At 52.0% G+C, this 15,500-nt stretch carries 16 protein-coding genes; 10 read left to right on the top strand and 6 right to left on the bottom strand.

The features are described from left to right. Positions 1-71 precede the first annotated feature (71 nt). Positions 72-1,610, top strand: coding sequence for a solute symporter family protein (locus tag AC0VZ8_RS32285; protein WP_071218740.1), 1,539 nt, complete (start codon positions 72-74; stop codon positions 1,608-1,610). A gap of 47 nt (positions 1,611-1,657) precedes the next feature. On the opposite strand, the gene AC0VZ8_RS32280 is transcribed toward AC0VZ8_RS32285, so the two are convergent. After that, the gene (locus tag AC0VZ8_RS32280) at positions 1,658-2,542 is read right to left on the bottom strand and encodes a class I SAM-dependent methyltransferase (protein ID WP_475487795.1); all 885 of its coding nucleotides are present in this window, start codon (positions 2,540-2,542) and stop codon (positions 1,658-1,660) included. A gap of 203 nt (positions 2,543-2,745) precedes the next feature. Between AC0VZ8_RS32280 and AC0VZ8_RS32275 the strand changes: the two genes are divergently transcribed. The 4 genes from AC0VZ8_RS32275 to AC0VZ8_RS32260 all read left to right on the top strand — a co-directional run bounded on the left by AC0VZ8_RS32275 (position 2,746) and on the right by AC0VZ8_RS32260 (position 5,009). Further along, positions 2,746-3,486, top strand: a complete 741-nt coding sequence (locus AC0VZ8_RS32275) for an HAD family hydrolase (RefSeq protein WP_475485510.1) — start codon at positions 2,746-2,748, stop codon at positions 3,484-3,486. A 155-nt stretch (positions 3,487-3,641) separates the two neighbouring features. Continuing rightward, on the top strand, positions 3,642-3,986 hold the full coding sequence (locus tag AC0VZ8_RS32270; protein WP_260064750.1) for an ArsR/SmtB family transcription factor: 345 nt from the start codon (positions 3,642-3,644) through the stop codon (positions 3,984-3,986). Positions 3,987-4,079: 93 nt separating this feature from the next. After that, the gene (locus AC0VZ8_RS32265; RefSeq protein WP_260064751.1) at positions 4,080-4,577 is read left to right on the top strand and encodes an SRPBCC family protein; all 498 of its coding nucleotides are present in this window, start codon (positions 4,080-4,082) and stop codon (positions 4,575-4,577) included. A gap of 30 nt (positions 4,578-4,607) precedes the next feature. Further along, entirely contained in the window at positions 4,608-5,009 is a 402-nt protein-coding gene (locus AC0VZ8_RS32260; protein ID WP_260064753.1) for a VOC family protein, read from the top strand. Positions 5,010-5,025: 16 nt separating this feature from the next. On the opposite strand, the gene AC0VZ8_RS32255 is transcribed toward AC0VZ8_RS32260, so the two are convergent. Next, a complete protein-coding gene (locus AC0VZ8_RS32255; protein ID WP_475485509.1) occupies positions 5,026-5,184 on the bottom strand; it encodes a hypothetical protein in 159 nt (52 codons plus the stop codon). A gap of 8 nt (positions 5,185-5,192) precedes the next feature. Next, positions 5,193-6,017, bottom strand: coding sequence for a helix-turn-helix transcriptional regulator (locus AC0VZ8_RS32250; protein ID WP_475485508.1), 825 nt, complete (start codon positions 6,015-6,017; stop codon positions 5,193-5,195). Between the two features lie 136 nt (positions 6,018-6,153). Here AC0VZ8_RS32250 and AC0VZ8_RS32245 point away from each other — a divergent pair, with 136 nt between their 5' ends. Beyond that, positions 6,154-8,127, top strand: coding sequence for a glycoside hydrolase family 127 protein (locus tag AC0VZ8_RS32245; RefSeq protein ID WP_475485507.1), 1,974 nt, complete (start codon positions 6,154-6,156; stop codon positions 8,125-8,127). Between the two features lie 162 nt (positions 8,128-8,289). Here the strand turns inward: AC0VZ8_RS32245 and AC0VZ8_RS32240 are convergent, their stop codons facing one another. Then, the gene (locus tag AC0VZ8_RS32240; protein WP_475485506.1) at positions 8,290-8,766 is read right to left on the bottom strand and encodes a glutathione peroxidase; all 477 of its coding nucleotides are present in this window, start codon (positions 8,764-8,766) and stop codon (positions 8,290-8,292) included. A 265-nt stretch (positions 8,767-9,031) separates the two neighbouring features. Here AC0VZ8_RS32240 and AC0VZ8_RS32235 point away from each other — a divergent pair, with 265 nt between their 5' ends. Beyond that, positions 9,032-9,952 carry an ABC transporter permease subunit gene (locus AC0VZ8_RS32235; RefSeq protein ID WP_475485505.1) on the top strand — a complete coding sequence of 307 codons (921 nt, stop codon included), beginning with the start codon at positions 9,032-9,034 and terminating at the stop codon, positions 9,950-9,952. A gap of 6 nt (positions 9,953-9,958) precedes the next feature. Continuing rightward, a complete protein-coding gene (locus AC0VZ8_RS32230) occupies positions 9,959-10,858 on the top strand; it encodes an ABC transporter permease subunit (protein ID WP_475485504.1) in 900 nt (299 codons plus the stop codon). 126 nt (positions 10,859-10,984) lie between these two features. Here the strand turns inward: AC0VZ8_RS32230 and AC0VZ8_RS32225 are convergent, their stop codons facing one another. Together AC0VZ8_RS32225 and AC0VZ8_RS32220 are read right to left on the bottom strand one after the other, a co-directional pair. After that, a complete protein-coding gene (locus AC0VZ8_RS32225; protein WP_475485503.1) occupies positions 10,985-12,454 on the bottom strand; it encodes an alpha-amylase in 1,470 nt (489 codons plus the stop codon). Between the two features lie 306 nt (positions 12,455-12,760). After that, positions 12,761-13,804 carry a YeiH family protein gene (locus AC0VZ8_RS32220; RefSeq protein ID WP_475485502.1) on the bottom strand — a complete coding sequence of 348 codons (1,044 nt, stop codon included), beginning with the start codon at positions 13,802-13,804 and terminating at the stop codon, positions 12,761-12,763. A gap of 159 nt (positions 13,805-13,963) precedes the next feature. On the opposite strand from AC0VZ8_RS32220, the gene AC0VZ8_RS32215 reads away from it, so the two are divergent. After that, positions 13,964-14,860: a LysR family transcriptional regulator gene (locus AC0VZ8_RS32215; RefSeq protein WP_475485501.1), complete on the top strand. Its 897-nt coding sequence runs from the start codon at positions 13,964-13,966 to the stop codon at positions 14,858-14,860. A 163-nt stretch (positions 14,861-15,023) separates the two neighbouring features. Beyond that, the gene (locus tag AC0VZ8_RS32210; RefSeq protein WP_071218753.1) at positions 15,024-15,242 is read left to right on the top strand and encodes a DUF378 domain-containing protein; all 219 of its coding nucleotides are present in this window, start codon (positions 15,024-15,026) and stop codon (positions 15,240-15,242) included. Positions 15,243-15,500: the final 258 nt, after the last annotated feature.

Here is a 15,500-nt window from a genome sequence, read left to right as displayed (position 1 = left end):
CTTTTTTTGTCATTGTATCGTAAAATAAGATATAACATGATTTTCAGGCTGAAGTGGAAGGAGGCATGCAAATGAACATATCCGGCATCGTTTTTTTTCTGGCGATTGTGGTCGGCACGTTAATGATTACGTATTATGCTGCCAGGCGGACAACGAGCACGAATGATTTCTATGCAGCGGGCAATCGACTGAGCGGGCTGCAAAACGGCTTGGCCATTTCCGGTGACTATATGAGCGCGGCGTCCTTCCTTGGCATCGCGGGCTCCATTGCGGTGTACGGCTTCGACGGCTTTTTCTATTCGATCGGCTTTCTTGCCTCCTATGTGATCGTGCAGTACATCATAGCCGAGCCGCTTCATAACCTGGGCAGGTATACGATGGCGGATGCGGTGGCGGTCCGGTTCAGCGAGAAACGGCTGCGCGGATGTATCGCCGTCAACAACATGATGATTACGGTATTCTACATGATTGCCCAGCTGGTCGGTGCCGGGTGGCTCGTGCATTTGCTGTTCGGGCTGGAAACGTCGCTCGCCATCGTGCTGGTCGGAGGCTTAATGACCATTTACGTCACGTTCGGCGGCATGCTCGCGACTTCCTGGGTGCAGATCGTCAAGTCCATATTGCTGGTGAGCAGCACTTTTATCGTGAGTCTCATCGTGCTGGCAAGATTCGATTGGGATCTGCTTGGTTTATTCGAATCCATGAAGCGGGCGACCCCGTTGCAGGAGCGGTTTCTGATGGCGGGTAATATGTTCGACCACCCGCTCGACATGCTGTCGTTTAATATGGCGCTGGTGTTAGGGACAGCGGGACTTCCGCATATTATTGCGCGCTTCTACACGGTAAAAGACCCGCGTACGGTCCGTTCTTCGGTCAAAACGGCAACGTTTACGATCGGCATCTTTTATGCCATGACCATTTTTCTTGGATTTGGGGCGGCTGCCTTCGTCGATTGGTCCGTTTTGTCGGAGCGGGTTGAGCTGGCGGCGCCGCTCCTCGCAAGCGCATTGGGTGGCGAATTCTTAATGGCCTTTGTATCGGCTGTTGCTTTCGCAACCATATTGGCCGTGATCTCGGGGCTTGTGCTGACGGCATCCTCCGCATTTGCTCATGACGTCTATAGCAGCATTTTCCGCAGAGGACGGGCGACCGAGGCGCAGCAGATGAGAGTGGCCAAGCTTTCGGCCATTGGGGTTGGCACCGCTTCGATTGTGCTCGCCCTCGGCGCGCAGAAGCTGAATGTGGCATTTCTTGTTTCGTTTGCGTTCGCGGTTGCGGCCTCGGCTAATCTGCCGGTGCTGCTGTTCACGCTATTTTGGCGGAGATTTAATACGTATGGGGCCATGTCGAGCATTGCGGCCGGATTGGTATCCTCCTTGCTGCTTATGGCCGTGGGGCCTAACGTGATGGATCCCGGGGCCGGCTGGATCCGGGCGGAAGCGATTTTCCCGCTCAAGCATCCGGGTATCGTGTCCATTCCGATTGGTTTCGCTGGCGGTATTCTCGGTACCCTGCTATCCGGCAAAGTCGGCTCAAGCGGCCGATTCGAGACGATGCAGGCCATTGCCCATGTGGCCCCAGATGAGATTCGTACCCGCGAGCCGGGATGACGTTTCGCACATAAGAATGATGAAGGTTGAAAAAGGCGCTTCTTGCTTTATTTAATGCCAAGCCGCATGCGGTAGCTGAGCATAACGGGAAGTGTCCGCCCTTGGAAGTGCTCCTCGACCAGCGCATGGAATTGTGCGATTTTATCGTTCAATTCGGTTTGTTTCAGCTTGAACACGGTCTGGATACCGCCTTGACTGACGGCAAGGCCGGTATATCGTTCAGCGGTGAACGGCTCTATATGATGGAATACGATCTCCTTGGAAAACCGGAACACTCCGCTTTCTCGGATATGCTTCAGATGCTCGTTCTTATTCCCTTTATAGGCCTTTTCCTGTGCCTCCACATGGCGGTCGATGATGGTCTCTGCCCATTCGATCAGCTCATGGTAGGATTGCTCGACCTTCCAGGTCAGGCTCGGCGGCCAATCACAATCATATACCGCGAATATCCCTTCTTCACGCAGAACGCGGGAAACCTCCTTCAACGTGCTGGCGGGGTCCATCCAGTGAAAGGATTGGGAACAGGTAATGATATCCGCGGACTGATCCGGGAGCGCCAATTGGTTCGAATAGCCGGAGACAAACCTGATATCGGCAAGCTGCGCACCGTGGCTGCCGTTAGCCTCTTCCTGCAGCGACTGCAGTTTGGCGACCGCCTTGCCCCGCATATCGTCATTCGGCTCAACGCCGATGATCTGGTCCGCTGCGTCTTTCCATGCAAACGAGGATAGTCCCGTTCCGCATCCCAAGTCGACAACGAGAGAGGGCTTGCGCTCCAAATAGCCTGTCAGCAGGGCGACAACCTCCTGGGGAGCTTCGGGGCGATGCTGGTCATAGGTATCCTCAAAGCCGGTGAAACGGTCCACGTTGCTGGCACGGTTGCCCTCGGGAACGAAATCCTTACTCCACACTTCGGTCATATCCTTGGTCATCATTATTCATCTCCTTATCCGGGTACATAAATCGGGCCTTGCAATTGGAGGTCTTGGCTGCTGCGACTCAGGATTCATGCTCCAGTTGATGTATCCTGCCGCTCTAATTCCATCATATCATAGGAAAGGAACTTATTAACAGATAGGCTTGACCCGGGTAGTGCCGATGCGGGTACAATAGAAAGATCGAATGAGGAAGAGGGATGCGTATGAAGACACCAATATCACCGAAGGGAATCTTCTTCGATGTGGATGATACATTGTATGACCATCTGGCGCCTTTTCGCGATGCCGTTCAGAAGGTTGCCCGCCCTGATGGCATGTTTCCATATGAAGCCGCTTATCACCGGATGCGTTATTACAGCGACAAGCTGTCTGTAGAGCTCGGAGGGGCTGGCACGGCGGCATACGGGGAAGCGGTTGAGGATATGCGCAGACGCCGGTTCCAGTTAGCGCTGGCTGAATTCGGCGTAGGGCTGACCCTTGAGGAGGCGGGAACGGTACAGCAAACCTACCTGGACCGGCAGTATAACATCACGATGTTTGAAGGCGCCCGGGAGCTTCTTAAGAAATTGACGGATGCCGGGCATGTCGTTGGCTTGATCACCAATGGTCCGGCAGAACACCAGATGAACAAAATCGCGGCTATGCAGCTGGGTGACCTCATACCGGAGGAGCGGTTGTTCGTATCCGGAGCTGTGGGCTGGGACAAGCCTGATCCGCGGATATTCCATCATGTGAACCGGCTGACCGGCACGGAGCCGATGAGCTCCTATTACATCGGCGATTCGTGGCGCAATGATGTGGTTGGCGCACTGGCTGCAGGCTGGCATGTGATTTGGTTCAATCACCGGAGCGTTGGGCCGGAATCGGAGCATCAACCGCAGCATACCGTGGCGAGTTATGGCGAGCTGGAGCGGCTGCTGGATGAGGTTATCGGATAAAACATGCAGCGTAGAGCGTAAAGTGTTACCGGAGCAGGACTAAGTTACAGAATTATCGCGGCCAGGCCCTTTAAGTTGAGGGTTTGGCTTTTTTTATTGCTTAATATTCAACCGGTTGGTTGACTTTATAAGTTCCATCCATTATATTTAACCATATGGTTGAACATAATAACGAAGAACAACTGGATCACATCTTCCACGCATTGGCTGATCCGACCCGAAGAGAGATGGTGCGCATGATCGCGGCGCAAGAGATGACCGTATCCGAGCTGGCTGAGCCGTTTGACATGTCGCTTGCGGCAGCCTCCAAACATATCAAGGTGCTGGAGCGTTCTGGCCTTCTCGATCGATCCATTCAGGGGCGGACACATACCTGTCGTCTCAATCCGGGCGTCATGAGCAGGGCGCTGGAATGGCTGCAATTCTACGAGCGATTCTGGACCCGGCAATTTGATGCATTGGAACGCGAGCTGAACAAAGCGAAGAAGGAGGAGCATTAACAGGAATACGGCTGAACATACTGGATAACGATGAGAACGTAGGGAAACAGATCGAACCTAATACCAATTTCAATATGAGAAGGATGATTTACATTGGAGAATGCCTCTACAACCACGCTGGTCATGAAACGCTTGTTTGAGGTAGCGCCGGAACGAGTATTTGATGCCTGGTTAAACCCCGACATGATGCGCAAATGGTTGTTTACGCTGGAAACGACGAATAAGATCGCCCGTAATGATCCTCGCGTGGGCGGAACCTGGGAGATTGTTGACGTTCGGGAAGGCAAGGAGTACCGGGCCATTGGGGAGTACCTTGTAATAGACCGGCCCCACAAGCTGGTGCTTACCTTCAGGATGCCCCAGTTCAGCGAAACTGTGGACCAAATCACGGTGGAGTTCAAAGCCGTGGATGCGGGATGCGAAATGACATTCACGCAAGAGATCGTTGTCCCTCACGAGGAAGATTGGTCCGCAGAAGATATCGAGAAGGCGCTCACGGAGTATCATACCCAAACCGAACATGGATGGGGTTATATGTTTGAGGGCTTGAAGCAGCTGCTTGAGACAGGAAAGATGAAATATCCATCCTAATCCGATGAACAAGGGAGAGTGTATTTATCCATGAAGAGTGCAACCCCGTTTTTAATGTTCCAAGGTCATGCCGAAGAAGCCATGAACCATTACATTTCCATAATTGAGGATTCCGAAATAACCAGCATCACCCGTTATGGCCCCAATCAGCCGGGAGCCGAGGGAAGCGTCATGCATGCTACCTTTTCGTTGAAGGGGCAAACGTTCATGTGTATCGACAGCAATGTGAAGCATGATTTCACGTTCACGCCTTCCTTCTCTATCTACCTGACTTGCGAATCGGAAGCAGAGATCGAGAAGGTGTATGGGGCATTAATTGATGGCGGAGGTGCGATGATGCCGCTGGACAACTATGGGTTTAGTCAAAAATTCGGCTGGATCGCGGACAAGTTCGGCGTATCATGGCAGCTTAATCTGCCGAATGAAGCGTAATTACGCAATCGATTCATTAGAGACGGGCCCGTGAGCGGTCCGTCTCTTTTTGCGCGGACAACGCATCGTCAGCTCGATGCTCAGCGAACAGGGGCCCGCGGATTCCAACAGCTAATCTGAACGGCAGAATTTTGTGCTGCCCGGCGATTCTTATGATCCACAGCCATCCAAGCATACTACTTCTTACTCCGTGTACTGCTTTCGGAATTGCAGCGGCGATAGGCCGAAACGTGCGGAGAAGCGGCGAGAGAAATAGGGCGGATATTGAAACCCCACATGTTCCGCGATTCGAGCCATGGACCACTGGGTGGTCAGCAGCAGCCGCTTGGCCTGGTCCAGGCGGTATTGAAGCAGGTATTCCGTAGGCGTTACGCCGTGTGATTCCTTCATGCAGCGCGTCAGGTAGTTGTAGTGGAAATGCAAGTCGGACGATAAACGTGCGTTGCTGATGGGCTCACGATAATGCATTTTGATATAGGACTCCACCTGCTCCGCGACTTTGCGTACCCGCGATTGTTCCTGGTCCGATCTCGATGGGTCCAGCAGCTCCAGCAGCTCGATAAACAGCGTTTGTTCGCGCCAAAATGCCGTGGACCTCGGTTCCGTTGCCAGCAGGTGCAGAGAATCGAACAGCTGATAGGCTTGCTCCGGATAAGGGATCGGGCCATGCTTTGGCAGCTTTATGTTGTGTGAGATCGAATCATCGCCGGCTGCGCTTGATGCTGCAGTCTGAAAATGCAACCAATAAAAGGAGGTTTCCTCCTGGCACTCCTGTACGGCGTAATGGTATGCATCCGGTAATAATACAACGCAATCCCCTGCGCCAAGCGCCCACTGCATATCCTCCTCGCCCAGAAACAAGCAGCCGCATTGAACCAGGATGAGATCGTAGACGCCAAGGTTTCTCCGGTTGGGATGCGACTCGCCCGGCATATAATGCGTTTTTCCGGATTCAAGGAAGTAGGGGAGCGGCGGTGAAGGAATGGAAAGAACGCTCCGTTCTGTCATGGTAACACCTCCAGGGAAGTGTGAAATCGTATAAGAAATTAGGTCATTTCTGTTATCGTTTTCATCCTATCATAGAACGTAGAATGGGAAGTGTCGAGGCTTTATCATTCGAATCCTAAAGGAGTGTATATCCAAGATGATAACTCTTACTTCGCGTTCAGCTGCCGTCCCCCTTAAGCAAGTGAAACTGACGGACCCTTTCTGGTCCCGTTACATAGAGCTGGTAAGGGAAGTGGTGATCCCATACCAGTATGAAGCCCTCCATGATCGAATTCCGGGCGTGGAACCGAGTTATGGCGTGTCCAATTTTCGAATTGCTGCCGGCAGGGAAGAGGGGGAATATGGCGGTATGGTGTTTCAGGACAGCGATGTCGCCAAATGGCTTGAGGCTGCGGCTTATTCGCTTGCTATTCATCCGGATCCGAAGCTGGAGGAGCAGGTGGATGAGCTGATCGATCTTGTGGCCGCTGCCCAGCAGCCGGATGGCTATCTGAATACATATTTTACGGTAAAGGAGCCGGAGAAGCGCTGGACCAATCTGACGGATTGCCATGAGCTGTACTGCGCCGGCCATATGATCGAAGCCGGAGTTGCACATTACCGGGCGACGGGCAAGCGGAAACTGCTGGACGTGGTATGCCGTTTGGCGGATTACATCGATACCGTCTTTGGACCCGAGGATGGCAAAATCCATGGGTTCGACGGCCATCAGGAGATTGAGCTGGCACTGGTCAAATTGTACGAGGTAACCCAGGAGCCGAGATATTTGAGTCTGAGTCAGTATTTTATAGATGAGCGCGGGACGGAACCCCACTTTTTCCTTCAGGAGTGGGAACAGCGAGGGAAGAAGTCATTCTACCGCTCTGTACTGCATCCGCCGCATTTGGCTTATCATCAGAGCCATCTGCCGGTGAGGGAACAGAAGGAGGCGGTCGGGCATTCGGTCCGCGCGGTTTACATGTATACGGCGATGGCCGATTTAGCTGCCAGAACGAAAGACCCTGCTCTGCTTGAGGCTTGCGTTAATCTGTGGCATAACATGGTCCGTAAACAGATGTACATTACCGGGGGGATCGGCTCCACCCATCACGGCGAGGCGTTCACCACGGATTATGACTTGCCGAACGATACCGTATACTCGGAGACCTGCGCATCCATCGGGCTGATCTTTTTTGCCCAGCGCATGCTGCAGCTGTCACCCAAATCGGAGTATGCGGACGTGATGGAGCGCGCGCTGTTCAACACGGTCATTGGCAGCATGGCTCAGGACGGGCGTCATTTCTTCTATGTGAATCCGCTTGAGGTATGGCCTACGACCTGCCGTCATAATCCGGGCAAGTTCCATGTGAAGCCGGTTCGGCCGGGCTGGTTCGCCTGCGCATGCTGCCCGCCGAATGTGGCGAGACTGCTGTCGTCGCTGGGTGAATACGTATATACGATGAATGACGATACGCTGTATACCCATCTGTACATCGGAGGCGAAGCCGAGGTCCGTCTCGGGAACGTGCCGGTGAAGGTAACCCAGACCAGCGCGCTGCCATGGGATGGGAATGTTACGCTTACGATTCAGCCTGAGCAGGCAGCCGAGTGGACCGTAGCTCTTCGCATTCCGGACTGGTCGCGCGGCAAAGCCGTTATGCGGGTGAACGGGCAAGAGGTGACCGTGGAGGATATTACCCAAGACGGCTATGCCTACGTCAAGAGAGTGTGGGCACCGGGGGACACCGTGGAATTGGCATTCTCCATGGAGATCCATCAAGTAAGAGCCAATCCCAACATACGGGGGAATGCCGGCAAGGCCGCGATTCAGCGCGGGCCGTTGGTATACTGCTTGGAGAGCGTCGATCATGGAGCGCCGGTATCCTCGCTGTCGCTCGCAGGCTATCCGAAGCTTCATTCCCGATTCGATGCGGATCTTCTTGGCGGAGCCGTTGTCATTGAAGGGGAGGGATGGCTTGAGGAGTCTGATGATTGGGGCGATGAACTGTATCGTTCCTCTCCGAAGAAGAGGCTTCCCGCATCATTAAAGGCTATTCCGTACTATTTATGGGGCAACCGCGGCGAGAATGAAATGGCCGTTTGGGTGCGCGAGCTGCCGCACACGGTATAAGATCGTACTGTCCGCCTCTCCCGAAGGGAGTTGACCGGGGAGCCAGCATACAAAGGATGCAATGGCAAAGCATGGACGATGCCGGACCACATAACATAAAGGGCTTGCCCAAGGTCGATGGACCTCGGGCAAGTCCTTATTTTCGGAATCGGCTGCCTGCATTTATAACAGCTTCTTGATATCCTCTTCTATTTTTTCCGGAGTATCCGTTGGCGCAAAGCGCTTAACCACTTTGCCGCTGCGGTCCACAAGAAACTTGGTGAAGTTCCATTTAATCGCTTTAATGCCGAGTGCGCCGGGCGCTTCACTCGTCAGATGCCTGTAAAGCGGATGGGCACTCGAGCCGTTCACATCAATTTTGGAGAATAGGGGGAAGGTGACGCCATGATTGAGCTTGCAGGCCTCCTCGATCGCGGAGTCCTCCTCCAGCTCTTGATTCATGAACTGACTGCTGGGGAAGCCGAGAACGGCCAATCCTTGTTCGCTGTAGGTTTGGTGCAGCTTCTCCAGGCCGTCGAATTGAGGGGCAAAGCCGCATTTGGTTGCTGTATTGACAATGAGCATGACGTCGCCTTTATAAGACTCCAGCGTTTGGGACTCGCCGCGTATCGTTTTTACTTCATATTCATAGATGGACATCGCCGTAGAACCTCCTCCAATGAGATGTATATACAATCAGAGTATATTCTTTCGCTGTAGAATGCAATTTGCTAGAAACGGCAGCGGCAATTATATACTATTTGTATGACAAAAGATGGAATGCAATACATGATGCGGAAATATAAAAAGTAAAATTTTGTATTTTCATCTGGACTTATTTAGGAGATGTATGATAGTAGTAGAATAAGTGCTTAATCGAGTGAACCAAAAGGGGTACTACTGAAATCATGTGTGGGAGGACGGTATGAGATTAAAAACGCAAATGCTCAAAACGACGGTGACCAGCCTGCTGGCTTTTATGTTCATCGTCCTCATCGTCCTGGTGCCGAGGGATTTGAATCTGTCGGTGGACGGCTATTTAGTGGTGGCGAATTATTCCTTTGATATGGGTGAGTATGTCACGTATATCCGCGATTATTTTGCAACCGCCATTCAGAACGGGACGCTGGGAGAAACACGGTATATCGGCCAGTCCTCGGAAGCGGCCGCTTTTGGGGCCGTCGGCAAAAGCCTGCTGGTTATTGTATCCGCTTTAATCCTTGGATTTGTGTTTGGCATTCTGAAGGGAGTCCTCGACTATAAATTGTCCAAGACCAAATTCAGTGTGCTGGGGCACTGGACCACATGGCTGTTCCAATCCGTTCCGGATTTTTTCCTGATGCTGATTGCCCAGTGGGTGCTTATTAAGCATGTACCGGCTGTCCGTTATTTTGCGGTTGACGGCTGGGAGGCCTTCGTGCTGCCTTCGCTGCTCGTGTCGATTTACCCGATTTTCTTCATTGCCCGAATCACGTCGGCTTCTTTGCTCGCACAGGAAGGCAAGATGTACATACTGCTGGCAAAAGCCAAGGGATTGAGTGACCGAAAGATCGTATACAAACATATGCTGCGCAATGGCGTCGCGAGCATCCTGACCCATCTTCCGGGCCTGCTTGTCTTCATCTTGTCCAATCTGCTCGTGGTGGAATATTACCGCAACTATCCAGGGGCGGCGTGGAGGTTGTTTCTGGCACTGGATTTCAATACGTTTAGCGGCACCGGCGGCAATTATGAACCGGGAGTCATTATTTATATCGCATTTTCCTTCATGGTGCTGTTCATGATCGTTCAATGGATCAGTCAATCGGCACGCAAATACTTTGATCCACGATCAGAAATGAGGTGAGTCGATTTGAAGAATGTCCCTTTATGGATTGGCGGCACGCTGCTTGCCTTCTTTGTTTTTGTTATGCTGGCGGGGCCTTACATGCCCTTCATTGATAAGGATTTGAATAAGGAACCCTCCAGATGGGTGATGAAGGACGGGAAGCAGAAGCTGACGCTTCCGCCCTATAAGCCGTCCCCGAAGAACTGGCTCGGATCGGACAAGCGGGGTGTCGATAACCTGAGTAAACTGGTGGTAACCGCCAAAGATACGATTCTGCTCGTGCTCACGATCACGTCCGTCCGATATGCGATCGGGGTGTCCCTCGGATTGATCGCCCGTAAGAAAAAAGGCTTCATCCACCGGCTCATTACCTTCTGGAACCAGCTGTGCTCCTATTTGCCGCCGGTATTCGCTTCGGCTCTGCTGCTTGCGCTTCCATTCTTTCTCTTCTCCCAGCAGCGGATGGGCTGGGCCATTCTGATTCTGGCCGGCGTTGAGGCCGGCCGGGTTGCCATTACGATTCAGCAGCAGGCCCACAAGATGGCAAGCGAGCCTTACATGGAGGCCGGAACCGCGTTAGGACTTCGCACGAGGACATTGACGAAAAATTACTATATCCCGGTCATGTTCCCCGAGGTGATTGTCAACTTCTGTTTGGATATGGGAAAGGTCATGCTCCTGCTCGGCCAGCTTGCGATCGTGAACATTTTTCTTGGTCATGAGTGGAAGGAAGTTAACTATTATGTCATGGAATTCGTGGAGACCGGGTATAACTGGGCGACCATTCTGTCCAAGCATCGAGCGGATATATGGTTAGGAAAGTTCCAATTCGTTGTGTATCCCGCATTTGCCATGATGCTGTTAATCATCACCTTCAACCTGTTAGGCGAAGGTCTGCGCCGTCGTTTTCAGGTTAAAGGCTGATCGGTGCGTAGCCGTTAACGTGAATAACCGGAAGGATCAGGGTATGCGCCAAGTGCTTTCCTATCCAATAGGAGTGCCTGACGAAACCGATCCTTCCGGTTTTTTTGATGTGTAAAATGCTGCTGCTTACGTTTCTACGGGAATATCCGGGTGAGCCCAGACGGACACACTGCCGCCGTTCACCGGAAAAAGAGCGAAGCCATCCTCGCCGATTGTAATGCGATCCTTCCGGGTGCGTGTCAGATCTACCCATACCTCTCCGGCTCGATGCTCGCCGACAAACATCCGCTTATCCCCGGCTTCGCCATTGGAGATAACTACCGCGCAGCCGGAAAACTCGATTTCCGGGATGCCGCGGCGGACCCAGCCGATCGTATTCGGGTGGTCAAAATAATCGTCCTGCTGGCCATACGCCCGATTCGCTCTGGCATACAGAAGGGGGTCAATCGCTTCCTTTTTGCCGGGAATGGGTTTCTCGCCGCCGATTCCGTAATAATCGCCATAGAAGACAGAAGGATAACCGTCCTTTCGCAGCAGGATCAACGCATAAGCGCTCTGCTTGAACCAATCTTCCACCCAGGATTCCAGCGATTCCTGCGGCTGCGAGTCATGATTGTCCACAAACGTGACGGCATTCATCGGGTGCGACTGCACGAGCGTATCGTCGAAAATCGTACGGAGATCGAAGGATCGGCCGGCTTTGGAAGCCGTCTGGAGTTTATAATGAAGAGACACGTCAAACAGATCGATCCTGTAATCCACCGTATCCAGAAAGTTTCGACAGTCTTGAAGCTCGGGATTCCAAAACTCCCCCACGATGTAAAAATCATCTCCGCGCTTTTTCTTCATGGCAGTGGCAAATTCTTTAATGAAGTCATGGTTGATATGTTTGATCGCATCCAGCCGGAATCCGCTGCATTGCAGCGTATCCACCAGCCACTTGCCCCATGCGAGCATTTCCTTGCGAACATCCGGATGGCTGTAATCAATGTTGGCAAACATCAGGTAGTCGTAATTGCCGAATTCATTGTCAACGTTATCGCTCCATGATTTGTTCTCGCCGACGATCCGGAAAATGCCGGAACGTTTGCTGACTTCGTCGTAATCGGTACCGTTAAAATGAGTGAAATTCCACTGGAACGAAGAGTATTGATCTCCCCTGCCAGAGAAGGTGAATTTGGTCCAACCCTCAATCTCGAATGGCTTCGATATATCCTTGGTCCGATCCATCTCGTCGACCTGTACAACCCGAAACCGCTCGGTTTCATCTGCGCCCGCCTTATGGTTCATGACCAGATCCACATAGACGGCAATCCCGTTCTTGTGGCAGGCCGCGATGGCATCGATCAATTCCTGCTTGGTTCCATATTTCGTGCGAACCGTTCCTTTCTGATCGAACTCTCCCAGATCATAGAGATCGTATACGCCGTAGCCATTGTCCTCTGCGGACGTAGCTTTTGTCACCGGAGGAATCCATACCGCATCGATTCCCGCCTTGCTCAGCTCCGGGGCTGCGTTCTTGAGTCGGTTCCAGTGCGAGCCATCGGCTGCAACATGCCATTCGAAGAATTGCATAATCGTATGATTTCGTTGCATACTTCCATCTCCTCTATCATGATAGCTCTGCATGTTTACTGCATACTAAGCTCAAATACCCAAGAAAGCAGGGGAGCTAAACCTTCCACCCGAAATGGGCGGGATGCCTACATTTAGTTTTACCCTAAAATGGAAAGAAAAAGACGGGGGTTGTCGTATTGCGGCCATCCTAATATGGCTTGAATCCAGCATTATAGGATAGGAATGGAGTATGGGGCTATTCACCACAAAAAAACCATCCCCTGCCGGGAATCTGTCGCAGGGGATGGTTTTCCGTTTTGTACACATTGGCTGCCTTCCGCTTACTTATGCCATGGCATAAGTAAGCAGAATCAGCAGCACGGTGGTGATGGACATGGCCAGCAGCGGCCGCCAGGCGCCGCGCACATCCTTCAAGTGGACATTCAGGCCAAGTCCCACCATCGCCATGGCAAGAATGAAGGAGGCTGCCTGAGAAATCCAATCTTTGATCGGCAGGGGAATGATCGGTTGTCCGGTAAATTCCCAGCTTCCCAGTACACTCGCTGCCATGAAGCCCAGCAGAAACCAGGGAAACTCCATCCGTGTATGACTCTGCATACGCCCGGTGCGCTTCATCCAGACCATTAGCGCGATACTGAGCGGTACGAGCAAGAATACGCGTCCCAGCTTCGCGAGCAGGCTAATTGCAAGGGCGTCCTCACCTGCTGGAGCAGCTGCCAGTGCCACATGGGCGATTTCATGAAGACTGACACCCGACCACACGCCGTATTGGGTGTCTGTTAAGGGAAGCAGCGGCTGGACGAGGGTATAACCGATAGCAACAATGGTTCCAAGAAAGGCAATCAGCCCCGCACCTAGCGCAGTGTCCTTCTCCTTCGCCTTGAGGATCGGGGACACGGCGGCAATGGCCGCCGCACCGCATATACCGGTTCCAATGCCAAGCAGAAGGGACAAGGACATATCGGCCTTCAGCCATTTGGCGATCAGCAGGGTGAGCGCGATGGCAAATATGACGCTGATAACATCCCTCATCATTAAACCCAGGCCTTGCTGGAACACGATGCCGATATTCAACTTAAGGCCATATAGAATAATTGCTAGTCGCAGCAGCCGCTTGGCTGTGAATTGGATTCCTATGCGCAGTCTCTCCGGATAACCTCGCAGCTGTCGATATACTGCGGCGATGAGAATCGCCCAGGCGAGCTGGCCAAGGTAGCCAAGGCCCGGCATGCTTGCTAATACGTAACCGATGAGAGCGATGACAAAGGTAAACGCAATGCCGCCTGCTGCGGCGGGCAGCGTATGCTGTGTCCATCGAACCAGACGATGGGCGTGTTCTTGTGATTTGGAATAGGCTGGCTCTGTCATAAGATGTAACCTCCGATTCGTTCGGTTGGTCTGAACCCATCGTATCCCATTCCAATGGATAAGAAAAATAAATCATTATAATGATCATCATAAGTAATATGTTATGGTAATATAACTCATAACCATTCGTGGACATTGCGAACGAAGGAGGCCAAAAGCGTGGATCAACCATTGGAGGTATTCGTTACGGTGGTAGAGAAGGGGAATTTTACCCGTGCGGCGGAGGAGCTGCTGATGACACAGCCCGCGGTAAGCCAATATATCCAAGCGCTCGAGCGGTCTGTGGGCACCAAGCTGCTGGAGCGAACCAATAAATATGTCCGGCTAACCAAAGCCGGAGAGATCGTATACCATCATGCGAAGGACATTCTGGGCCTGTACACCCGCATGAACACGCTCGTGGACGATTTGATGCATCGGGCGAGCGGCAATCTGTCCATTGGCTCCAGCTATACCTTCGGGGAATATATGCTACCGCATTTGATCGCTTATATGAGGGAACATTATCCCTTGATCCGCCCATCGATTATGATCGGGAACACCACGGAGGTGGCGGAGATGATACTGCGCCATGAGGCGGATATCGGCATCGTGGAGGGAGATTATCAGGATGATAAGCTGCATATCGAGGCCTTTGCCGAGGATGAGATGCTGGTGATGGTTCCCCGGGACGGGCGGTATGATCATCTGCAGGAGCTATCGCTCTCCGAGCTTGCGGATGAGACCTGGATTGTCAGGGAAGCCGGATCGGGCACCCGCGAGGCGACGGAGCGGATGTTCTCACGGTATCATATTCGCCCTCAGCATATCGTGGAGTTCGGTAGCACCCAGCTGATCAAGGAATCCGTGGAGGCAGGCCTTGGCATCACGCTGCTGTCGCGATGGGCGGTACGCAAGGAGGTGCAGCTCGGAACGCTGCATATGCTGGTACCGAATGGCAGACCGGTGGCGCGGCAGTTCTCATGGATTACACAGAAGACACCTTATCATACCAAGGCCATAGAGGTGTTTCTCGAGCTTTTGCATCATAAACGCGGTTTCCCCAAGGGGGTCTAAAGGAAGAGTGTGATCCCAGTGCAAGAGCATCCCCGTTAAGGGGATGTTATTTTGTTCGGACATGATTACATACGCAATAATTGGTTAAAAATAGATACTAAAATCATAGATGAACAAACATGTATCGAATGATGTGAAAATCGGACGTAAGGAGGGTTAAACGATGAGAACATTTAATACAATAGCTTTGCTGTTATTGATTGTTGGAGGCATTAACTGGCTTCTGGTCGGCCTGTTTCAATACGACCTGGTAGCTGCATTGTTTGGTGGACAGAGCTCCATCGGCTCCCGCATCATCTATACGATTGTCGGTCTGTGTGCATTGTACTCGATCCGCTTCTTTGGTGATGTTACGAATGACGACCGAAATACAGCCAGATAAGTTAGATTTAATAACATAAAAATGACATATTATTTGAGAAATATCCATACCCTCATAGATAAAAAAAGCCTTTCCGTGTTAAGGAATGGCTTTTTTTCTGTCCAAAATCCAAGATTGTCAGTGAATTGCAATCTTCATGTCAGGTGCAAGATCAACATATGCAGTATGAAATTTCCAGTGTTTATGAGGCTTTGCATGCTCTATAGTTAAAGATAAAAACGACATATTTACGGAGTTCGGAAGGAACTCCTAGAATAA

The sequence above is a fragment of the Paenibacillus sp. QJM3NY_38 genome, from assembly GCF_056173265.1.
This window is presented reverse-complemented; position numbering and strand designations above follow the sequence as displayed.